Here is a 21,295-nt window from a genome sequence, read left to right on the forward strand (position 1 = left end):
CTAAAATATCGCAAATAGCCTATTTTAGGGCATTTTAGCACCCTAAAGTTAAACTATGTAAATTTAGCATATTTCTAAGTTAAGCAAAGTAAATATATAATGTTAATTGTATTTGTTAAGTATTTATTAAAAATATAGTTAAATATACTTTAAATTTAAGAAATTTATTTGTAGTAGAAATTCTAGGGAGAGCTCCCTAGAAAATGTTATTTTAGATCGCTTTTATTTACGATAAATGGCACTGATCTAACGCCAGCTGCAAAGTATTTTTTGCGCAGATTATCGATCTTTGCGACATCATCTTTGCTAACGCTCTTATCATCTACGTTATAGTCTTCAGCGTAGTATTTTCTTAAAATTTTAACCTTGTCACTGTCACTCTTAGCAGCTTTTGCATCTTTGTAGATTAGCGAGCTTTTTTGAAGTGATGAGACATCATGCACTGGAGTTAGGACGATCTCAACATTGCTATCTTTTAGTGTTGTCTCGATCTTTGCTAGCTCAGCTCTGCAGTATGGGCACTCTGGGTCTGAAAACATTATGATAGTTGGCTTTTTAGGATCGCTACCAAGAACGATGATATTTGCCTTGTCCTCATCTTTATAAATTTTAGAAATTCCCTTTGCGATGACCTCTTTTTTCACTTCAGCTAGGTATGATTTTTGCTCTTTTAGATCGATCACGTCTGGGAAGATGAAGTCGCCTTTTGTAAATACTATCTCATCTTGTGAGTTGCCATCTTTGCTTAACTTCACAACGACAGCTTCGATGTCGCCTGCAACTTTGTGACGGTCAGCTACCTTTACTTTTACGCTGCTATCAACCATTTGAGAGTAGAACTCCTCTATTTGCTTATCGCTTGCTGCCATTAGGCTAGTTGCCGCGATGATTGAGGCTAAGATCACTTTTTTCATTTTTATCCTTTTTAAAAATTTGGCGGATTATATTTGCTTTTTGTAAATGAATACTAACCGCGAAAAACCCTATCATTTCCCTGCTTCATTATGTCACTCTCAAGATCAAGCTGCTCAAGGTAGGCGATTATATATTTTCTACTTAAATTTAGCACATCCTTGGCGTTTGTGACATTTACAAAGCCTTGATTTTTTATGATCTCTCTTAGTTTATCAAGTGCCATTTTTAGTGAATTTCTAGTGATGAAAAGGTTATGCTCCAGCCTTATGACCCTGCCCATTGCAGTAAGTTTTTTAAGGGCATTGTCGCCACTAACCCTATCGATCTCTAACTCATCATATATATTATATGGCGCTGTTGGGGCTAGCTTGCCACTTTCTAAAATTTCATAAATTTTATCTTCAAGCCTAACTTTTAGCTTGCTAAGATCAACGCCTTTTTTGGTATAGACACCGCTATCTTTGGCGATCAAATTTGCACTTTCAAGCTCATCAAGCGCTTTTTGGGCTAAATTTTGGCTAGCCCAAGCAAGTTTTAGGCTGATACTTTGAGCTGAAAAGACAGCAAATTCATTCTTTTCTATCATAAATTTAATGGCTGATTTTATCCGCTCAACCGCGCTTAGATCGTAGATATTTAAAGCCTTTTCATCGACAAAAACATTTGAGACTTTTTTAGCCACGGCTACGGCTTCTTCGTGATTTAGACCAAATCTTTGATAAGAAGAGATGATGCCAAAGCCATTTTTGTGAGCCTCTTTTAAGATAGAAAAAGCTTCAACAAAATCATGCTTTAAAAGCGAGGCTAAAAAGAGAATTTTGCCAGCCTTTTTTAGTGGCTCAAGCACAGGATTTAGCACCCTACCACCGCCTATCACGCGCGCATCTGAGATGAGAACAAAGGCCTCATCAAATTTCAAAAACATATCGCTTTGAAATTTAAATGTTACAAAGTAGCTATCATCTTTTTGGCTAAGTATTAGCACCTTTGCGGGCACGTTTTTAGCGCCCACGCAAAAGGTTACGCTTTGTGAATGTATCAAATTCTTAGCAGTCACGACCGCATCGACCTCTCTAAATCCCCTAAAAAAGCCCTTTTTGCTAAGTAGCTGACCCTTTTTTAGCTCGCTAAGCTCTATGCCAGTTAGATTAAGCGCCACGCGGCTGCTAACTCCGGCGCTATCAACGAATTTATCGTGGCTTTGCACGCTTCTTACTAGCACCTCTTTGCCAGCGTCGTAGTTAAAAAGCTTCTCGTTTTTACTAACGCTTCCCTCTATAACGGTGCCAGTTACGACATTTCCGATACCTTTTAGACTAAAAACCCTATCGATGTAGTATCTAAAAACGCCGTCCTCATCGCGCTTTTTGGCTCTTAGCGTAAAGAGGTAGTTTCTAAGCTCATCGATGCTCGCCTTATCCTTTATGCTAACGGCAAAAATTTCTAAAATTTGCAGGTTTTTAAATTTAGAAATTTCATCTCTTATCTCTTTTTTTCTTAAATTTATGGTGGCAACATCCACTAGATCGCACTTTGTAAGCGCCACGATCACAGATTTCACGCCAAGAAGATTTAAAATTTCAAGGTGCTCCAAGCTTTGAGGCATAAGCCCGTCATTTGCCGCCACAACAAACAAGCACGCATCAAAGCCGTACGCGCCACTTATCATCGTTTTTATGAGATTTTCATGCCCTGGCACGTCGATAAACGCGATATTTTCGCTATTTTTGCTTAAATTTGAGAAGCTTAGATCGATCGTTATGCCACGCTTTTTCTCCTCTTCAAGATTGTCCCCCTCAAAGCCGTTTAGTTCCTTTATAAGCGCGGTTTTTCCGTGGTCGATATGCCCTGCTGTTCCTATTATTAAACTCATTTTTCTTCCGTTTCATTTATTATTTTTATTAGCGTCTCTACGTCCTCATCAAGAAGCGATCTAAGATCGAGCATAAATTTATCATTTTCTATGCGGCCGATCACCCTTTTTTGCCTAAATTTAAGCTCGTTTAAATTTGCGTCGCCGCTAAATGCAAGCGCCACGCTTGGGATCTTTTTATTTGGCATAGCACCGCCCCCTACAAAGGTTTGTGTGCGCACGATCTCAAGTGGATTTTTTAAATTTTTATTTATAAAATTTGCTAAGCTTTCAAGCTCTTTTACGCTTTTGTGAAGCAGTTTTTGCGTTGTGATAAGCTCAAATTCTTTGTTTAGATAGGCTTTTATGCTCTCAGCCAAAAGCGAGATGATCACTTTATCAACTCGAAGCATTCTTAAGAGTTGGTTTTTCCTAAGCTTTGCGATGAGCTCTTTTTTGCCGACAATGATGCCACACTGCACCGCGCCAAGCAGCTTGTCGCCGCTAAAACTAACTAGCGAAACATCTTTTAAATTCTTTAGATCTGGCTCGTTTTTGTCTAAGTTAAAGGGTAAATTTCCGTAAAATCCACTGCCAAGATCAAAATAATCTATCAAATTTCGTCTATTTGCTAGCTCGCTAAGCTCGTTTGCCGAGCTCTCTTCACTAAAGCCCACGATGTCAAAATTTGATCTATGAACCTTTACAAGCATCGCCGTCTCTTCGCTGATCACCTCTTCGTAGTCCTTTAGCCTAGTTTTGTTTGTAGTGCCGACCTCTTTTAGGATGCAGCCTGCGTTTGCCATCACCTCTGGCACTCTAAAACTGCCGCCGATCTCGACTAGCTCGCCCCTGCTAACGACCACTTCTCTGCCCTTTGCAAAGGTGTTTAGCACCAAAAATACAGCGCTTGCGTTGTTATTTACAACGATGGCGTCTTCAAAACCAAAAGCCCTTGCTATTAGCGAGCCAACATAGTCATATCTATTGCCGCGGCTGCCTGTTTTTAGGTTGTATTCAAGGTTTGAGTACCCTGTGATAACAGGTGTCGCACGGCTTAAAATTTCTTTATCGATGACGCTTCTAGCGAGGTTTGTATGTATGGCAACGCCGGTTAAATTTAGCACCCTTTGCAAGCTTGCTTCATTAAATTTATCATACTCATCTAGGATCAAATTTATTATCTCTTCGCCCTCAAAGCTAGCATTTTCATTTAAAATTTTAGCTCTAACCTCATCTAAAATTTGCCTTGCAAGCATAGTGACTAAACTCGTGTCAAGTCCCGAAAATGCTTCGTTTTTTATGATCTTATCAACTTGTGGGATATTTCTTAAATCATTCAATTTGCGCTCCTAGTAAGTTAGTTTTACCAAGGCGTGATTTTAACATAAAAATATTATAAATTAAAACTTAGAGCAAAAAAAGAGCATATAAATTTCAGAGTCTATTAATCCCATTAATATTAGAATAAGCCCGTTTTTGATAATAGGAGAAACAATGAAAGAATTTGGCTTTTATAACGATTTTGACGATGCTTTGATGCTAAATGAGCAAATAGAGATCAACAATGAAAATGGCGACTATCTAGTCTCAAACTCACCAAAGCTTAAAGCAAACATTACCGCACCTGAGATAAATTTCTACCTTAAAAATACCACCGTAAGCGTCTTAGAAAAAGCCAAAAACACACTTTTGCTCTACGAGGCAAGAGCGAGCGCCTTTGATATGGCAAAGGATGTGGATTACGAAAAAGAGGTCGGCAAAAATGTCGTCATAGTAAGCAACTCAGGCCGTGAAGAGCTAGCAAATTTACTAAAAGAAAATGGCTACAAAGTGATAGAGCTCACGCACTTTGAGGTTAAATTTATATATGGCGCAGCTGGCGAGCTAAGCGTTTTGGTGCTTAGGGCAAATGATGAATTTGAGGTTGATTGCGACTTTTTCTTAGTTGAAAACGCAAGGGATTATATGCTAAAGCAAAGCGGCTGCTACGAAATTTCAGGACTAAAAGATGAAAAGGTGCTTGAAATTTTAAATGCAAAAAGCCCAAAATTTAGATACAAAAGCTTTACTCAGTACGACTCATCAATCTGCCAGTATCACGAGCGCAGGACTGAAATTTGCGGACGTTGCGCAGAGATTTGCCCAACGGTTGCCATCTTAAAAGAGGACGAGACAAAGCACCTGGTCTTTTCAGCGATAGATTGCACAAACTGCGGAAACTGCATCAGCGTCTGCCCTAGCGGCTCGCTAGACTCGACGCTCATGCCACAAAGCTCATTTGCCACTATCGCTAAGCTTTACAAAGATAAGATCGCTCTCGTCGTATCTGAAGAGATAAATTTAGAAGAGATTAACGTGAGCCTACCAGAAAATGTCCTACCTTTTGTTATCCTAGCCCCACATCTGCTAAGCCAAACGCACTTTTTGACGCTTCTTCAAGAAAGCGGCGCAAGTGCGATTTTATATAGCAAGAGCCTTAGCAAGGGCGAAAAGGACGCCATTAGCATATTAAATCAAATTTATGAGCTTAAATTTAAAGAGCAAGCGATATACCACGCAAAAGACAAGGCCGAGCTTGAAAGCGCACTTAAAAAAGCAAAACTAATAGACGGCTCTCAGCACTCTATCAACGAATACGCACTGCCAAAGAGAGAAATTTTTGCTAAAAGACTTGAGTTTATCGTGGGTGGTGATGATCTTGGCGTCGTAAAAAGCGGCGAGATGATAAGATATGGCGAAGTCACGATAAATGCTGATACCTGTACGCTCTGCCTTAGCTGTGTTGGAGCTTGTAACGTAAGCGCTTTGGTGGCTGATAAGAAGACAAATTCGATTTTATTTAACCCAAGCGTTTGCACCGCCTGCGGCTACTGCGAGCTAAGCTGCGCTGAGAAAAACACCGTCTCACTTGAGGTCGGCAAGATCGCTCTTAAGCCTGAGTTTTTCGTTTATAGCGAGCTTGCACACGACGAGCTATTTGCCTGCGTAGAGTGCGGAAAAGAGTTTGCTACTAAAAAAGCAGTCGAGAAGATCGCAGCGATCATGCAGCCAAGATTTGGCAACGACAGAGCCAAGATCAAGTCACTTTACTGCTGCGCTGACTGCAAGGCAAAGATCATGGTGCAAGCCCAGCTAAATGCGATGAAAGAGGATTTACTAAATGGATAAAAACATCATAAAAGCAAGGTCATATTTTTACGAATTTTTAGCGTATCCACTCTTTTTTCACACGAGCGATGAGGGGTTTGCGAGATGGAAAGAGCAGCTTAGCTACCTAGCACAAAATCCTTTGAGCGAGCAAAGCGCAGAGGCGTTTGCAAATTTAGATAAATTTAGCTTTGATGAGCTTACAAGCGAGCAAAATGACGTTCTTTTTGGCTTTACAAATATCCCTTTAAGCGCCTCATTTTATGAAGAGGGCAGAGATAACGGCGCGGCTAGACTTAGGGTGATACACTGCCTAAAGCTTAGCCCATATAGGCGTGACAAGGAGATTTGCAAGGATAGTGAGGACTATGTTGGCTTTATATTTTTGGCGATGGCAACATTTTTAAATGACGAATTTAACGGCGCAAAAAATATCAGCGACAAGCTCTTTGGTGAGACTTTAAATTTATTTATAGATGAGTTTGGCTCGCTACTTTTGGCTCATAAAAATGCAAATTTCTTCCGCTCCTATGCGCTCATCTTACAAGACTTCATCGAGCTTGAAAGAGCCGTTTTAAACCTAGAAGCACCAGCCAAGCCACAAGGCGATAGCGTCGCGGTTGCTGCGCTTAAAAAAGAGCCTTATCAAAGCAAGATGCCGACCTTTAAAACTAAGCTTCACTGGGAGGAATTCTCTCCAGTCATCTCACACGAGTTTAAAGACTAGCTTAAATTTGTTATCTTGATATTTTATGATTATTAGCAATTTGGCGTTAAACTTCTTTAAATTTTTTACAAAGGACTTACAATGGTAATGACACACTACATGGAGCTTTTATCGCTCAATCAACCTTACAATCTAATCCTCTTCATGGTGATACCTGTGGGGCTTACGGAGCTTTTAGTGGCGATGGAGTTTCTCACTATGTATCACATGGATAGCGGTAAGAATGCTGGCTATAAGGCTGTTGGCAAATTTGCTGGCATAGTGCTTGGGGTCTATTTTACAGCTCTTGTGATCTATTTTATGGCAAAAATTTATCCAAGTATAAAATGGCGTGGATATGCCGATGTCATCGCTGTCTACTCATATCTCATCAGCGTCATACCACTTCTTGGCATCGCGCTTTTAGAGCTAAATTTGATCTACAAAAACGCAAGCGAAAAGGCAAAGCTAAAGCTTCACTTTTTCCTACTCATATTTGCCTTGATCGTCGCACACGTCGCTATGATATTTGGCATGGTTGATCCTACCATAACTGGCTACAAGGCTGAAAATGGTGAGATGGATATGCATATGAATATGCCGATGAACATGCCAGCAGATATGCCGATGCATGATCACCACAAGATGATGATGCAAAATATGAGTGATGATAACTCAACTAATATGCACATGCATCACTAAATTTAAAGGTTTTTTGGCGCCTGCTAAAAAACTTTTGCTCTAAATTTCTAAATTTTCTCTTTAGAGCTAGCTAGCAAGATCTCTCTAGGTCTTGCTTCAAGCTCTTTTACCTGCGTATCTTTGGAATTTATAGCGATCTTTTTAAATTTCTCCAGCCTGCTATCAAGCCCACCTTGACCACTCACGCTTTTAACGACCTCATTGAAGTTATCATTTACCGATTTCACCGAGTTTCCAAGCCTATTTAGCTTCTCAGCGACGGTGCAAAATTTCTCATAAATTTCATTTGCACTCTTTAAGATCTCCTTTGCCTCCTTGTTGCCATGCTCCATGCGCCATAAATTTGCCACCACGCGAAGTAGCGGCATGAGCGTCGTGTGCGAGACTAGCACAACTTTTTTCTCATAGCCGTAGTTAAATAAATTTGGATCAAATTTCAAAGCCTCCAAAAATGCCGGCTCAACTGGCACAAACATCAGCACAAAATCAGGGCTTTTCACAAGCGCTGAGTAGTCTTTTTTAGCTAGCTCGTCGATGTGTTTTTTTATTGAGGCGATGTGCTCGCCAAGAGCTAGTTTGCTCTGCGCCGGGTCAGCCGCCGCAACCGCCTTTTCGTAGGCATGGAGTGAGACTTTGCTGTCTATTATCATCTGTTTGTCGTCTGGGAAATTTATGACAAAGTCAGGTATGAGCTTTTTGCCGCTTATGTCAAAACTCTCTTGTGTTGCGTAGTGCGTGCCCTTTTCTAGCCCTGCAGCTTCCAGCGTTCGCTCAAGCTGCATCTCGCCCCAGTTACCAAGGACCTTGTTGCTGCCTTTTAGCGCCGTGCTTAGCGAGTTTGCCTCTTTTGACATATTTTTGCCAAGCTCGACCACCTCTTTTAGCTGCGCACTAAGCTCGCCTGCGCTCTTTTGCGAGTCGCTGTGGGCGTCATTTACCCTCTTTTCAAAGCTTGTTATCTTCTCACCAAGTGGCATTAGTAAGAGCTCAAGTGACTCTTTGCTGTTTTTTGAGAAATTTGCACTTTTTTCTTCAAATATCTTATTAGCAAGGTTTGCAAACTCTAAATTTAGCTCGTTTTTTACCTTTTTTAAATTCTCTTCTTGCGATCTTAGGATGTTTTCTTTGGCCTCGATCTCGCTTTTTAGTGCGACGATAGCGCGTTTTAGCTCGTTTTCACTCTCGTTTGATCTTTTTAACTCATCCTCTTTTGCACCAAGCTCGTTTTGCAAATTTAAAGATAGCGACTTTGCCATCTCAGCCATCTTTGTCTGGCTGCCAAGCTCCTCGTTTAGACGCCTTAGCTCGCGCTCTAGCTCGTCCTCTTTTTCATCTTTTTGTCTGAGCGAAATTTTATACTCGTCTAAATTTTTAGCTAGCTCGTTTATCTTGTCGTTATTTGCTTCAAGTTTTGCCCTTTGCTCGATATTTAGCCGCTCGCTATCTTTTAGCTCATCTTGTAAATTTTCTAAATTTTCTCTTTGTTTTGCCTTCTGCAAATTTGCATTTATCAAAAAAGCTACTAGTATCACGCAAATAAGCGCAAGAGCTGCCACCAAAATATATAAATTTTCTATCGTTAGCACCGAAATTTCCTTTTAAATTTTGGCTTTATTATAGGTGAAATAGCTTTAAATTTAAAGGGCATTTAAGCCCTTTTGAGAGTTTATTTGTTTAGATAGGCAGCTAGCCAGCACAAAAATATAAAGACAAAGATGATGGCTGACATGATAAGTGGCGTCGTGGTCGTAAAGAGCGCTAGCATGGCTGATGAGACGATACCGCTTCCATATTGCAGTGAGCCAATGAGAGCATTTGCTCTGCCTTTCATCTCTTGAGGGACTTGATTAAGAGCGGCTGCGTTTGAGCAAGAGGCGATGATACCGTTCATACTAAAGACGAAAAACATAGGTATGATAACGCCCCAAACTCCGGCGATGCCAAAAAATGTAAGCGCTAAAAGCAAAGCCGCAGCGACAAAAGCGACTGTGCTTGAGGTGATAAGAAGCGAATTTAGGCTAAATTTATTGACCAAGCTCTTGTTTAAAAAACTAAGCGCCGCCACACCAAGTATATTTACGCCAAACAAAAAGCCATAGTACTTGCTCGGTATGCCAAAATAATCTATATAAACAAATGACGATCCCGTGATAAAGGCGTATGCTGCGATGTAAAAGAAAGTTACACTTAGAGTGTATTTCATAAATTTAGCATCTTTTATAAGCACAAAATAGCTCTTAAACGAGTTTATCATCGGCTCTTTTGAGCGCTTCTGCTGTGGCAACGTCTCTGGCAAGAAGAAGATAAGGATAAACAAAAAAGCACTTGCAGCTGCCATTAGCCAAAATATCCAGTGCCAAGTGCCAATCTCTAGTAATGCGCCACCAAGTAGCGGTCCTATGATAGGAGCTGCAGCCATGATGATGACTAAATTTGAAAGCATCTTTGCAGCTTCGCTGTTTTCAAAAACATCGCTGATCATCGCACGGCTAAGCATAGGTCCCACGCACGCGCCTGTGGCTTGAAAGATACGCCAGATTATCACTTCGCTCATGCTTTGTGACATGGCACATCCGATGGAGCCAACGACAAAGAGCGCCATACCGATAAATAGCGGGAGTTTTCGCCCTATCCTGTCGCTAATAGGTCCCCAAATGAGCTGTGCGATAGCAAAACCGATCAAAAAGCCAGTGATCGTTAGCTCCGCATCGCCATGAAGCTGTCGCTCCATAGTAGGCATGGCAGGTAGATAGACGTCCGTGGATAGCGAGGTGCAGGCCATTAGACCGCTTAGGATGACTAAAAACCAGATAGATGTTTTTGTTGATTGCAAGATTTCCCCTTTTTTAGCTGCGATTAAGATCTCGTGAATATAGCATAAATTTATAAATTGGCAGCAACAAGCGCCCAAAACTAGCTTTGGGCGTAAATTTAGAAAATTTGCTTTGGTGGAGTGAGGTAAATTTATCAAGGTTTTGTTTGGCGAAAAGGTTTAAATTTAAAGGCAAAAATTAGGCGAAGTGACTTTTATCTAGACGAGATGGTTTTAAATTTTGAGGCAAGAGCCACCAATCTGGTAATGACCAAACAAAAATAAAATTTAATAGAACTCAGGCGAAGTATTGCGAAATGGATTTAAATGTTTGAAGTAAATTTTGCCTCAAGGTTAGACATATAGCCTTTCGAAGGGTTAAATTTAATAAATTTAGGTGCAGGATTTTTAGCTTAGACGAGGCGGTTTTAAATTTTGTGACGGGAGTTACCGAGTGGGTAATGACCGAGCAAAATTTAAAACCAACGAAGTATAAGTAGAAAAAGACAAGCCTAGCGAGTCTAAAATTTAAACTTCGTATCTCTCTCCTGGTTTCATTTCTATTACCTCCCACGGCAATCCCTGCTTATTTAGCTCGTCCATGAAAGGTTTTGCGTCGAAATTTTCCATATTAAAGACACCTTTGCCGCTCCAGATGCCTTTTGCGACCATTAGTGAGCCTATCATCGCTGGCACGCCTGTGGTGTAGCTAACAGCCTGCGCGCCTGTCTCGGCGTAGCAAGCCTCGTGATCGCAGACGTTGTAGATATAGACTTGGCGCTCTTTGCCATCTTTTAGCCCACGTATCACGCAGCCGATGTTTGTTTTGCCTTTTGTGCGAGGGCCAAGGCTTGCAGGATCAGGCAGAAGCGTCTTTAAAAACTGGATCGGCACTATTTTCACGCCGTTATGCTCGACCTCGTCGATGCGTAGCATTCCCACGTTTTCTAGGCACTTCATGTGCGTTAGGTAGCTTTGTCCAAAGGTCATAAAAAAGCGAATTCTCTTTAGTCCTTTGATGTTTTTTACTAAGCTTTCTAGCTCCTCGTGATAGAGCAGATAGCTATCTTTGACGCCTACTTTTGGGTAGTCCCACTTAAACATGATCTGCATCGGCTTTGTCTCGATCCACTTGCCAGCCTCCCAGTAGCGGCCATTTGCGCTAACTTCACGTAAATTTATCTCTGGGTTGAAATTTGTCGCAAATGGATATCCGTGATCGCCAGCGTTGCAGTCTAGGATGTCGATCTCGTGGATCTCGTCAAATAAATTTTGCTGTGCGTAGGCGCAAAAAACGTTTGTCACGCCTGGGTCAAAGCCAGAGCCAAGAAGCGCCATGGTACCAGCGTTTTTGAAGTCACCATCTTTCGCCCACTGCAGTTTGTACTCAAATTTCGCCGTGTCTGGGTGCTCGTAGTTTGCGGTGTCGATGTAAGGTATGCCAGCCTTTACGCAAGCGTCCATGAGCGTTAGGTCTTGATATGGCAGTGCGACGTTTAGAAGCAAATCAGCCTTTGTTTGTTTGATGAGCTCCACCACGGCCGCTGTGTCGTCAGCGTCGATTTTCGCGGTGTTTATCTGCACGCCAAGGCGATCTTTTATAAATTTAGCGATCGCGTCGCACTTGCTTTTTGTGCGGCTTGCTAGGGTGATATTTATAAAAACGTCCGAGTTCATCGCACATTTTACGGTTGCGACTTGGCTCACGCCACCTGCTCCGATGATTAAGATATTTGACATTTTTGGCTCCTTTAATTTTCCTTCGATTTTATCTTTTTTTAGATACAATCCCGTTTAAATAATTATAAATTTAAAAATTTCAAAGGATTATTGATGAAAGTAAGCCTGAAAAATGTTGGAATGCTTGATGAGGCAAATTTTGAGGTAGGCGATCTGACTATTATATGTGGTGAAAATAATACAGGCAAAACTTACGCTACTTACAGTTTGTATGGCTATTTAGACTATATGCGCAATATACGAGAGGTACCTTATTATAGAGCTAGAGGGGATATTTCTGATAATGTAGAACATGATGATATACAAGAAATAAAACTTACATATAATAAAATCAAAGAACGATTACAAAAACATATGTTAAGCAAGTCAAAAATGTACGAAGAATATTTTTTAATTGGAGTTATGGCTGGAAAAGAAGATGACTTTGCGAATTTAGAATTTAATGTTGAAATCTCAATTTCAATGGATGAAATAAAAGACGCCATTAATGTATTTTTAATATCAGATAATTTATTGGTAAGGGCAAAAAGAAGGTTTGAACATATTCTATATGATGATGGACTTATAATAAAACCCATAAATAGTATTATAGGCAAAAGATATATTGCTGACTACATGAATCTTTTATCTGACGCTTTACTACATATAATTTTAAGAAATAATTTTATTTTGAGCGTTGAAAGGACTGGAGCATCAATTTTTCAAGAAGAACTTGACTTTACAAAAATAGCAAAATTGGAAACTTTAAAAAGAATGGCAAGAGATGAAGATGTTGATGTATTTGAAATATTAGATGAAAAAAAACAACTATACCCAAAACCGGTTAGAGACAATATTAATTTTATAAGGAGCTTAAAACAACTATCTAAAAAAGATAGTTGTTTTAAAGAGGACAATAGCAAGAATCAAGAAATCCTAAAGGTATTAAGCAATTTAGTTGGAGGTAAATATAAGGTTACAGATATAGGAATTTTATTTCAACCCAAAAAATCAAGAAAAGGTTACAATATAGAGATAGCTTCTAGCTCCGTTAGATCTCTTTTAATGTTAAATTTCTATATTCTTAATACGGCCAGCAAGAAAGACATCCTTATGATTGATGAGCCTGAATTAAATCTACATCCAAATAATCAGATTTTAGTTGCTAGGCTTTTGGTATTACTTGCAAATGCGGGTATAAAAGTGTTTATAACAACTCATAGTGATTATATTGTTCGCGAAATAAGTAATTGTATAATGCTTGAAAGTTTAACTGACAACCAGATAGATAAATTTAAAAATAAAGGTTATACAAAAGAGTACAAAATTAACCATCAAAAAGTAAAAGCATATTTGGCAGAGAATAAAAAAGGTAAAAACATTTTGAGTAGCGTTGATATCAATGAACGCGGAATTTTTATGAATACTTTCGATTCTCCAATAGATATGCAAAATGAAAATCAAAGCTTAATTTTTGCTGCACTTATAGAGAGTAATAAAAATGACGAATAAAAATTTAAAAGATTTTGTAGAAAATATTTGTGATGAATTAAAAATTAAACCCTGCGGCAACTCATTTAAAATAACGGAAGAAAAAAAAGAAAGTTTTATTAAAACAATAAATTTTACATTTAAAAATAAAGATGATGTTGTAATACTACGACAAAAAGAACAAACTCATACAATTAAGTTTTTTAAAGGGGATAGTGTTTCAACTGATTCACATTGTGATTTTATAGTTTTTTTAAATTTAAGAGATGGCTTAAGAATATATTTTTGCGAAATTAAATCAAGTATTAAACACATAGATAAAGCCGTTTTACAGTTAAAGTCTTCAAAGCTTTTCTTAGAGTATTTACTAAATTGCTATAGAGACTACTTCAATATTGACTGTTTTACTAAATTCAATTTAGATGATATCTCTAAAAAATATTATATTTATCCCAAGATTAATATATCCAGTAAAAAACCAGTTCGCTATTGTTCTGATATATTAATGGAAGCAGTTAGTGCTGATAAAGATGGAATAGTTGATATTCCTAATGGCTATTCGTTTTTTAAATAGTTAAAGTTGGTATTACAGTCAATATTGTTGTTCAAATTTGCTACTAAATGTTAAGATTAAATGTAAAAAGATGAAGAAAATTTTGCCATTTTTAGCGCCTATTTGCCTCTTTGCAAGTAGCTGTGACAAGCTAGTTCAAGAGAGCGTAAATGAGTTTTATAAAAGCGATAGAAATTTGGAGAGAGCCATAAATTTAGCCGAGCAAGCGACTGATGTCTGCTTAAAAGAGGGCAACACCGAGCAGGCGATCACTTCGCTCATAAATGGCGCTAGCATGCGTATGGTAAATAAAGAGCCTCAAAAGGCGTTAGAGCTTTCCAAAAGAGCCCTAGAGCTCGTGGCAAACGTTAGCGACAAGCTGCTACTAGCTCGCTCTTATCAAAACATAGGCGCAGCAGAAAAGATACTAGGCAAATACGACGAAGCGCTTACTAATTTTCAAGAAGCTCAAAAAATTTATGACACCAACTCAAATACGCCGATGCGTGACGAGCTGCTTTGCATAAAGTCCATCGGCAGCACCTACTACATGAAAAATGACTTTGCAAAAGCCTACGAAAACCACATTTTAGCGTTAAATTTACTTGATATCACGCCAGAGCTAAGTGGCAACGAGCTTGTGCGATCAGAGCTTTTAATAGAGGTCGCTAACGACCTAGCAAAGCTTGAGCAAAAGGACGAAGCCGCCAAAAACTACAAAGAAGTGCTTGAAATTTTAAAAGGCAAAGAGCAAAACCCTCGCGCGCTGGGTCTTTTGGAGCGAGCCAGCAAAGGACTAAAGGAGCTTAACTAAAGTTTTTCTTTAGACTTTTTAGCACGAAATTTGCAAGCTCCAGCCCATTTGAGCGGTGAGAAATTTTAAGCTTTGTCTCGTTATCTAGCTCACCAAGCGTCTTATTAAAGCCATCTGGGATAAAGAGTGCATCGTAGCCAAAGCCGTTTGTACCGCGCTCCTCGTCTATCGCCTCACCATACATAAAGCCATGGGCCGTGTAGTCGCCAAATTTTGAGCTAATAGCGATACAGGCGGTGTAGTGAGCTGGTGAGCTCTTTAAATTTAACGCCTTTAGCTTGCTAATTAGCTTTGCTCTATTGTTTGCGTCATTTGCGTTTTTGCCGCGCACTTTGCCATTTTCATCAAGGTCAAAGTAGCGCGCTGAGTAGATCCCTGGCTCGCCACCAAGCGCATCCACACTGATGCCACTATCATCGCTAAGTGAGACAAATTCGCCCTCAAGTCCCTGCTCTTTAAGCTTTGCAAAGACGGCTCTTGACTTTATGAGCGCATTTTGTTGAAAAGTGCTACCATCTTCAACGATCTCAAATGGCTTCACAACCTCGCTTAGTGCGTAAATTTCATAGCCTTTTAAAAACTCTTTTATCTCTTTTACTTTGTCTAAATTTGATGTCGCAAGCACGATTTTCATCGCAAAACTCCTTGATTTTTGGGCGTATTTTACAAAAAAGTAGATTAAATTTTTAAATTTAAATTAGTATTAAAATGATAAACTTAGTCCTTTTAAAAATAAGGGAAAATTTATGTTAAAAAGCGTTTTGCCACTATCTTTTATCGTAGCTAGCAGATTTTTTGGACTTTTTATAGTCCTACCGGTGCTTAGCCTTTATGCCCTAAATTTAGAGGGCGCAAACGAATTTTTAGTTGGGCTAATAGTAGGCGTCTATGCGATCTCACAGATGATATTTCAAGTGCCTTTTGGCGCTCTTTCAGATAAGATCGGCCGCAAAAAAGCCCTAACCATCGGGCTTTTGATCTTTGTGGTTGGCTCTATCGTCTGCGCTCTAGCAAGTGAAATTTACACGATGCTTTTTGGCAGATTTTTACAAGGTGTGGGGGCTGTAGGAGCCGTGGCAACAGCGATGATAAGCGACTTTGTGGCTGAAGAAAATCGCTCAAAAGCCATGGCGATAATGGGCGCTTTTATAGGGCTTAGTTTTACGCTTTCGATGGTGCTTGGACCGCTACTTGCCAAAGACTACGGACTTTCAAGCCTCTTTTATCTAAGCGCTGCTCTTAGCCTGCTTTGCGTCGTGCTACTCTACACCGTCGTGCCAAAAGAGATAAAAGTGAGCGCAAAGGCCCAGAAGGTGCCATTTGGCAAGCTCTTTTTACAAAAAGACTATATGATCATAAATTTCACCTCTTTCATGCAAAAAATGCTTACAAGCATCGCATTCTTGGCGATCCCGATCATATTAGTAAAAGAGTATGGCTATGAAAGTGGCGAGCTTTACAAGGTCTATACGCTTGGCGCCGTGCTTGGCTTTTTGGCTATGGGGCTGGCTGGATTTTTGGGCGATGGCAAGGGGCTTAGCAAGGTCATCTTGATAGCTGGCACGCTACTTTTTGCCATAACCTACGCCATTTTTGCCCTTAGCTTTACGAAATTTCTCTTTGTGGTTGGCATCGCGATATTTTTTGTAGGTTTTAACCTTCACGAGCCAATCATGCAATCAACCGCGACAAAATTTGTAAAATCCTCACAAAAAGGCACCGCTCTTGGCATCTTTAACTCATTTGGCTACTTTGGAAGCTTTGTTGGGGGCGCTGTTGGCGGATATATCATGCACACCTTTAACTTCAAAGTGCTTGCCATCGTCTGCGTGGTGCTTTGCGTGATCTGGCTTGTTTTGCTATTTAGCCTAAGCGATCCAAGAATCTTTAAAAATATCTACCTAAGCCCAGAAGCGAGCTTAAATTTAGAGCTTCTAAACAGCCAAAAAGGCGTGGTGGATTATTACAAAAACGAGAAAAATCAAGTGATCAAATTTGACTCTCGCCTAACAAGCGAGGTAGCTTTAAAAGAGAGCTTGAAGTTTTGATCTACGACGTCATCATCGTTGGTGCTGGCGCTAGCGGGCTCTTTTTAGGGGCAAATTTAAAAGGCAAAAAGGTTGCCATTTTAGAGAAAAACAGCAGCGCTGGCAAAAAAATCTTAGCAAGCGGTGGCGGCAGGTGCAACATCACAAACCGCTTTGTAAGCGCTAAAAACTACCTTGGCGAGCAAAAATTTATAGAGCAAATTTTAAAAGTACTAGGCCCTGATCAGGTTTTGAAATTTTTTAGTGAGCTTAAATTTAGCGAGCAAAAGCAAAATCAATTTTTCTGTGATAGCGGTGCAAAGAGCGTTTTGAGCCTCCTTTTAAAAAGGCAAAATGCAGAAATTTTTTATAACAAAGAGGTTATCGGCGCTAAAAAAGTAGATAAAATTTTTGAAATTTTGACAAAAGATGAGAAATTTAGAGCTAGAAATTTAGTTATCGCAAGTGGCGGACTAAGCTACAAAGCCCTTGGCGCAAGCGATATTGGCTACAAGATAGCAAGTGAGTTTGGCATTGAGCTCTCACCTACCACTCCTGCTCTTGTTGGCTTTAGCGTGCAAAAAGATGAGTTTTGGTTTAAAGAGCTTAGCGGTGTTAGTCTAAGTGCGGACGTGGAGATAAATGGCAAAAACGAGAGCCATAAATTTAGTGGCGATGTGCTTTTTACGCACAGGGGCATAAGCGGTCCAGCGATACTAAATGCCTCACTCTTTTGGCAAAAGGGTCGAATTTGCATAAATTTTTTGCCTAAATTTAGTGAGAAAAATTTAGTAAATGGCAAAAAGCAGCTTAGCTCGGTTTTACCTTTGCCAAAGAGATTTGTGCTGGAGTTTTTAAGAAATTTTGGCTTAAAAGATAGAGCGTTTTATGAATTTAGTGATGATGAAAAAAATATTATAAAAAGGCTTTTTGCATATCATTTTGCTCCAGCTGGGACATTTGGCTTTGAAAGGGCTGAAGTTACAAAAGGTGGCGTAAAAACAGAGTTTTTAGATGAAAATTTAGAGAGTAAAAGCATAAAAGGACTTTACTTTATAGGTGAAGTTTTAGATATCACTGGTATGCTTGGCGGATATAACTTGCATTTTGCATTTGCAAGTGCTTTAAAGGTAGCTAGCGCTTTAAAAAATAGTTAATCAGATAGAAGTGAAATTTAGCTAGTGACAGCCAAAACTGCCACTAAAATTACTATCTCTCGCTTAGATACTCTTGCAAGCTTTTTACTTCAAGTGCTTTGCCAGTTTGAACTGTGCTTAGCGACTTAGCAGCTGCAAGTGCTGCACGGATAGTTGTGAAGTATGGGATCTTAAATCTAAGCACATTTTGGCGGATCTTTTTGCCGTCATCCACGCTTGATTTAGTATCGCTTGTATTTATAACAAGTGCTATGTCGCCATTTTTAAGTCTATCTTCGACATTTGGTCTGCCCTCGCTTATCTTATAGACGAACTCAGCCTCCACGCCAGCTTCGATTAAGTGCTATGTCTATAAATTCTGGCTCCTTTTCGATACCAACAAAATCTATACCTAACAAATTCAGTCCGAGCATATTTATTGCATATTTTGTTAGTAAATTTATCAAAAATAATAGGCTTTAAATAATAAAACAAATGCAAATTTATTAACAAGAATTATAAAGTTTTTGATATAAAATTATAAATTTTTGTATCTGAGCGAAATATTTTACAGTAAGTTAAAATCAAAAATTTTTATTAATAACATTAAATTAAAATAGTATCAGACTCAAGAGCCTTAATAAATTTTAACTATCATGCCTCTTTTATAAAACCGACAGCCTCAAGCGGATTTGCAAATATATGCTCACTAAACTGCCTCAAATCAGACTCTTTACCATATCCGCATGTAAGGCCAACGCCCGTTATAAGAGCAGCTTTAGCAGCCTTTAGATCCATGATGGTATCACCAACCATAAACGCATTGTCTTTTTCTTTTTCTAGTCTCTTTAAAGCTAAATTTATAGGTTCTGGATCTGGTTTTGGATTTACAACATCATCTCGTCCAACAACCGTTTTTATAAATTTCATAACGCCTAAATGCTCTAACAAAATTATAGAAAATTTTGATGTCTTTGTCGTAACAACGCCAACATCAGCAAACGTGCTAGCTTCTTTTAAAGCATCCAAAGCATACGGTAAAAGCACGGTTTCATTTAAATAGATCTTCTCGTAGCAAGCTTTATACTCTTTTACATATTCGCCTATTAAATTCTTTTTAGCACCAAGTTTTTCAAACATTATTTCAAGCGGATATCCTACTAGAGATTTTAGTGTATCATGATCGGGCACTTTTTTATCGTGAGCTAAAAACGCCGCATCAAAACCTTTTAGAATAGCAGAAGTAGAGTCTATAAGTGTGCCATCTAAGTCAAAAAGTATAGTATTTTTCATGATAATCTCCGCAGAAATAAAAAAGGGCTCAGCCGAAGCCAAGCCCTAAAGAAGTAATTTTAAATAATAAAATTATTTATTGAAAGTAGCTTCAACACGTCTGTTTTGAGCGCGACCTTCTTTAGTTTTGTTTGTAGCGATTGGTTTAAGTTCGCCGTAACCAACTGTAGAAATTTTAGCTTTTTCTACGCCGTAACCAGCAAGAACCTCAGCCACTGCTTTTGCTCTTTTTTCAGATAGTTTTTGGTTGTAAGCTTCTGCACCTACGCTATCAGTGTGACCAGCAAGTACAACTTTATAATCTGGGTGTTCACCCATAAAGTCAGCTACTTTTTTGATCTCAGCTGCATATTTTGGTCCAACTTTGTAGCTATCAAATGCGAAGTTAACATCTAGGTCTCTAAGAACGATAACTTTCTCGCATCCTCTTTCATCAACAACTACACCAGCTGGAGTGTTAGGGCATTGATCGATATCATTTGGCACACCGTCATTGTCATCATCAAGAACTGGAGCTGGAGCTGCTGCTGGAGCTGCTGCTGGAGCTGCTGCTACAACTGGAGCTGCTTTTGAATCAAGACCGATGCCAAAGCCTAGTGAATAGAATAGGTTGTGATCAGCATGCTCAAATTTGATAGCGTCTCTTGCCTCTGCTTTAAGAGCAAATCTATCAGTTACTTGGTATCTTAAACCAAGACCATATTGACCAAAACCGCCATCTTCGTTTTTAACAAAAATAGCTGGAACGTCTTCATAACCAGCACCGATTAAACCATATAGGCTAACTGGTCCAAAGTCAACGATATTTTTTACAAGGTTAGCATGATATCTAAGAGCTCTACCCTCTCTTACAACGTTACCTGTTCTCTCTTTTAGTTTTTGAGAGTAATCAACACCAAGTTCAACTTGATCAAAGAAGAAATCTTCAAGGTTTCTAGCCGCTCTAATACCAACAAAATTGTGGTCTTTTACACGTAGATTTCCTTCTGGATGAACACCACCGATAGTTGGAGTGATCTCATAGTTGTATGCTGCGTTAGACGCAAAAACCGCTGTTGCGGCAACCATAGCTAAAGCAATCTTTTTCATAATAGAATTCCTTTCAAATAGGGATTTTTAATGTTGACTATAATTTTACCTAAATAAAAATAAATCAACTTTAAATTATAACCAAATTCTTAATGTAAATCTGACAATTTACATAACCTAAATTTTGCAAATGCAAAAGCACTTGCAAAAAACCATTAACGTTTAGAGAATTGTGGGCTTCTTCTAGCCTTTCTTCTACCAAATTTCTTACGTTCAACAACACGAGAATCTCTAGTTAGTAAGCCTTTTGGTTTAAGCGCCGCTCTAAAATCAGCATCCATATCAGCTAAAGCACGTGAAATGCCGTGTCTTAAAGCCTCAGCTTGTGCTGAATAACCGCCACCTAAAGTTGTAGCTACTACGTCTATTAAGCTCTCTTGTTTTGTTACTAAAAGTGGTTGAATAACTTTAAGCTTGATAGCCTCGTGACCGCCAAGCCAAGTGTTAAGATCCATACCATTTACTACGATTTTACCGCTTCCAGACTTTATCCAAACCTTTGCTACGGCAGTTTTTCTTTTACCAGTTGCATAAACTTTTGCCATAATTATTTTCCTTCTTTTTTAGCTATTTGTGCCGTATGAGGATGCTCACTGCCAGCATAAACTTTTAGTTTTTTTATCATCTCTCTTCCAAGTTTTGTCTTTGGAAGCATGCCACGAACAGCTAATTTAAATAGTTTTTCTGGCTTATTTGCTATCAAATCGCCAAATTTCTCGCTCTTTACGCTGCCAAAATATCCTGAGTGTCTGTGATAAAGTTTATCTTCAGCTTTGTTATTACCAGTAAATTCTACTTTAGAAGCATTTATGATGATAACATAGTCGCCACAATCTACGTTTGGCGTGAAGCATGGTTTGTTTTTGCCACGAAGTATAGTTGCTACCTCAGTTAGCAATCTACCAAAGCGCTTACCAGCTGCATCAACTACGATCCAGTCTCGCTTAACTTCGTTTGGCTTTGTTATTTTTGTCATTTTCTTACCTTTGCCAAGTTAATTTTTGAGTTGTGATTGTATTTAAAGAATGCTTTGATA

19 protein-coding genes and 1 pseudogene are annotated in these 21,295 nt (G+C 39.1%); 8 read left to right on the forward strand and 12 right to left on the reverse strand.

Annotation, left to right across the window (positions count from 1 at the left end; genetic code table 11):
- Positions 1-206: 206 nt before the first annotated feature.
- The 3 genes from CVT14_RS02610 to selA are packed head-to-tail and all read right to left on the reverse strand — an operon-like array spanning position 207 to position 4,110.
- Positions 207-914, reverse strand: coding sequence for a thioredoxin domain-containing protein (locus tag CVT14_RS02610; RefSeq protein WP_107849630.1), 708 nt, complete (start codon positions 912-914; stop codon positions 207-209).
- Between the two features lie 53 nt (positions 915-967).
- Positions 968-2,788 carry a selenocysteine-specific translation elongation factor gene (selB, locus tag CVT14_RS02615; RefSeq protein ID WP_107849631.1) on the reverse strand — a complete coding sequence of 607 codons (1,821 nt, stop codon included), beginning with the start codon at positions 2,786-2,788 and terminating at the stop codon, positions 968-970.
- Positions 2,785-4,110, reverse strand: coding sequence for an L-seryl-tRNA(Sec) selenium transferase (selA, locus tag CVT14_RS02620; RefSeq protein WP_107849632.1), 1,326 nt, complete (start codon positions 4,108-4,110; stop codon positions 2,785-2,787). Before selA ends, selB begins: the two co-directional genes overlap by 4 nt.
- A 154-nt stretch (positions 4,111-4,264) precedes the next feature.
- On the opposite strand from selA, the gene CVT14_RS02625 reads away from it, so the two are divergent.
- The 3 genes from CVT14_RS02625 (at position 4,265) to CVT14_RS02635 (ending at position 7,325) form a co-directional block, all read left to right on the forward strand.
- Positions 4,265-5,938: a 4Fe-4S dicluster domain-containing protein gene (locus CVT14_RS02625; protein WP_107849633.1), complete on the forward strand. Its 1,674-nt coding sequence runs from the start codon at positions 4,265-4,267 to the stop codon at positions 5,936-5,938.
- Positions 5,931-6,644 (forward strand): molecular chaperone, encoded by a 714-nt coding sequence (locus CVT14_RS02630; protein ID WP_107849634.1) that lies wholly within the window; start codon positions 5,931-5,933, stop codon positions 6,642-6,644. The genes CVT14_RS02625 and CVT14_RS02630 overlap by 8 nt, the downstream gene beginning before the upstream one ends.
- A gap of 81 nt (positions 6,645-6,725) precedes the next feature.
- A complete protein-coding gene (locus CVT14_RS02635; protein WP_107849635.1) occupies positions 6,726-7,325 on the forward strand; it encodes a DUF6803 family protein in 600 nt (199 codons plus the stop codon).
- 47 nt (positions 7,326-7,372) lie between these two features.
- Here the strand turns inward: CVT14_RS02635 and rmuC are convergent, their stop codons facing one another.
- The 3 genes from rmuC to CVT14_RS02650 form a co-directional block, all read right to left on the reverse strand.
- Positions 7,373-8,911, reverse strand: a complete 1,539-nt coding sequence (gene rmuC / locus CVT14_RS02640) for a DNA recombination protein RmuC (RefSeq protein WP_107849636.1) — start codon at positions 8,909-8,911, stop codon at positions 7,373-7,375.
- A gap of 80 nt (positions 8,912-8,991) precedes the next feature.
- Positions 8,992-10,158, reverse strand: a complete 1,167-nt coding sequence (locus CVT14_RS02645) for a multidrug effflux MFS transporter (RefSeq protein WP_159071743.1) — start codon at positions 10,156-10,158, stop codon at positions 8,992-8,994.
- A gap of 507 nt (positions 10,159-10,665) precedes the next feature.
- On the reverse strand, positions 10,666-11,877 hold the full coding sequence (locus CVT14_RS02650) for a saccharopine dehydrogenase family protein (RefSeq protein ID WP_107849638.1): 1,212 nt from the start codon (positions 11,875-11,877) through the stop codon (positions 10,666-10,668).
- Between the two features lie 93 nt (positions 11,878-11,970).
- Here CVT14_RS02650 and CVT14_RS02655 point away from each other — a divergent pair, with 93 nt between their 5' ends.
- The 3 genes from CVT14_RS02655 to CVT14_RS02665 all read left to right on the forward strand — a co-directional run bounded on the left by CVT14_RS02655 (position 11,971) and on the right by CVT14_RS02665 (position 14,714).
- A complete protein-coding gene (locus tag CVT14_RS02655; RefSeq protein WP_021089423.1) occupies positions 11,971-13,368 on the forward strand; it encodes an AAA family ATPase in 1,398 nt (465 codons plus the stop codon).
- Positions 13,358-13,921, forward strand: coding sequence for a hypothetical protein (locus CVT14_RS02660; protein ID WP_021089388.1), 564 nt, complete (start codon positions 13,358-13,360; stop codon positions 13,919-13,921). The genes CVT14_RS02655 and CVT14_RS02660 overlap by 11 nt, the downstream gene beginning before the upstream one ends.
- Positions 13,922-13,991: 70 nt before the next feature.
- On the forward strand, positions 13,992-14,714 hold the full coding sequence (locus CVT14_RS02665; protein WP_021089418.1) for a tetratricopeptide repeat protein: 723 nt from the start codon (positions 13,992-13,994) through the stop codon (positions 14,712-14,714).
- Here CVT14_RS02665 and CVT14_RS02670 read toward each other — a convergent pair.
- A complete protein-coding gene (locus CVT14_RS02670) occupies positions 14,707-15,348 on the reverse strand; it encodes a non-canonical purine NTP pyrophosphatase (RefSeq protein ID WP_107849639.1) in 642 nt (213 codons plus the stop codon). The two genes, CVT14_RS02665 and CVT14_RS02670, sit on opposite strands and share 8 nt — an antisense overlap.
- 112 nt (positions 15,349-15,460) lie before the next feature.
- On the opposite strand from CVT14_RS02670, the gene CVT14_RS02675 reads away from it, so the two are divergent.
- Complete coding sequence (locus CVT14_RS02675) at positions 15,461-16,762, forward strand: MFS transporter (RefSeq protein ID WP_107849640.1); 1,302 nt, start codon at positions 15,461-15,463, stop codon at positions 16,760-16,762.
- The gene (locus CVT14_RS02680; protein ID WP_107849641.1) at positions 16,759-17,898 is read left to right on the forward strand and encodes an NAD(P)/FAD-dependent oxidoreductase; all 1,140 of its coding nucleotides are present in this window, start codon (positions 16,759-16,761) and stop codon (positions 17,896-17,898) included. The genes CVT14_RS02675 and CVT14_RS02680 overlap by 4 nt, the downstream gene beginning before the upstream one ends.
- A gap of 52 nt (positions 17,899-17,950) precedes the next feature.
- Here CVT14_RS02680 and CVT14_RS02685 read toward each other — a convergent pair.
- The 5 genes and pseudogenes from CVT14_RS02685 to rplM all read right to left on the reverse strand — a co-directional run.
- Positions 17,951-18,238: pseudogene (locus CVT14_RS02685) on the reverse strand (hypothetical protein); the annotation flags it as partial.
- Positions 18,239-18,531: 293 nt separating this feature from the next.
- A complete protein-coding gene (locus CVT14_RS02690) occupies positions 18,532-19,170 on the reverse strand; it encodes an HAD family hydrolase (RefSeq protein ID WP_021089415.1) in 639 nt (212 codons plus the stop codon).
- Between the two features lie 72 nt (positions 19,171-19,242).
- Positions 19,243-20,259 carry an OmpA family protein gene (locus tag CVT14_RS02695; protein WP_009294838.1) on the reverse strand — a complete coding sequence of 339 codons (1,017 nt, stop codon included), beginning with the start codon at positions 20,257-20,259 and terminating at the stop codon, positions 19,243-19,245.
- Between the two features lie 155 nt (positions 20,260-20,414).
- The gene (gene rpsI / locus CVT14_RS02700) at positions 20,415-20,804 is read right to left on the reverse strand and encodes a 30S ribosomal protein S9 (RefSeq protein ID WP_002939337.1); all 390 of its coding nucleotides are present in this window, start codon (positions 20,802-20,804) and stop codon (positions 20,415-20,417) included.
- A 2-nt stretch (positions 20,805-20,806) separates the two neighbouring features.
- A complete protein-coding gene (rplM, locus tag CVT14_RS02705; protein ID WP_002939292.1) occupies positions 20,807-21,235 on the reverse strand; it encodes a 50S ribosomal protein L13 in 429 nt (142 codons plus the stop codon).
- Between the last annotated feature and the right edge of the window lie 60 nt (positions 21,236-21,295).

It is taken from the genome of Campylobacter concisus (assembly GCF_003048445.1).
GTDB classification, from domain to species: Bacteria; Campylobacterota; Campylobacteria; order Campylobacterales; family Campylobacteraceae; genus Campylobacter_A; species Campylobacter_A concisus_BF.

Coding starts and splice junctions, on each gene's coding strand:
- CVT14_RS02610 (WP_107849630.1), bottom strand. CDS start 914: ATGAAAAAAGTGATCTTAGCCTCAATCATCGCGGCAACTAGCCTAATG.
- selB (WP_107849631.1), bottom strand. CDS start 2,788: ATGAGTTTAATAATAGGAACAGCAGGGCATATCGACCACGGAAAAACC.
- CVT14_RS02625 (WP_107849633.1), top strand. CDS start 4,265: ATGAAAGAATTTGGCTTTTATAACGATTTTGACGATGCTTTGATGCTA.
- CVT14_RS02630 (WP_107849634.1), top strand. CDS start 5,931: ATGGATAAAAACATCATAAAAGCAAGGTCATATTTTTACGAATTTTTA.
- CVT14_RS02635 (WP_107849635.1), top strand. CDS start 6,726: ATGGTAATGACACACTACATGGAGCTTTTATCGCTCAATCAACCTTAC.
- CVT14_RS02650 (WP_107849638.1), bottom strand. CDS start 11,877: ATGTCAAATATCTTAATCATCGGAGCAGGTGGCGTGAGCCAAGTCGCA.
- CVT14_RS02655 (WP_021089423.1), top strand. CDS start 11,971: ATGAAAGTAAGCCTGAAAAATGTTGGAATGCTTGATGAGGCAAATTTT.
- CVT14_RS02660 (WP_021089388.1), top strand. CDS start 13,358: ATGACGAATAAAAATTTAAAAGATTTTGTAGAAAATATTTGTGATGAA.
- CVT14_RS02665 (WP_021089418.1), top strand. CDS start 13,992: ATGAAGAAAATTTTGCCATTTTTAGCGCCTATTTGCCTCTTTGCAAGT.
- CVT14_RS02670 (WP_107849639.1), bottom strand. CDS start 15,348: ATGAAAATCGTGCTTGCGACATCAAATTTAGACAAAGTAAAAGAGATA.
- CVT14_RS02675 (WP_107849640.1), top strand. CDS start 15,461: ATGTTAAAAAGCGTTTTGCCACTATCTTTTATCGTAGCTAGCAGATTT.
- CVT14_RS02690 (WP_021089415.1), bottom strand. CDS start 19,170: ATGAAAAATACTATACTTTTTGACTTAGATGGCACACTTATAGACTCT.
- CVT14_RS02695 (WP_009294838.1), bottom strand. CDS start 20,259: ATGAAAAAGATTGCTTTAGCTATGGTTGCCGCAACAGCGGTTTTTGCG.
- rpsI (WP_002939337.1), bottom strand. CDS start 20,804: ATGGCAAAAGTTTATGCAACTGGTAAAAGAAAAACTGCCGTAGCAAAG.
- rplM (WP_002939292.1), bottom strand. CDS start 21,235: ATGACAAAAATAACAAAGCCAAACGAAGTTAAGCGAGACTGGATCGTA.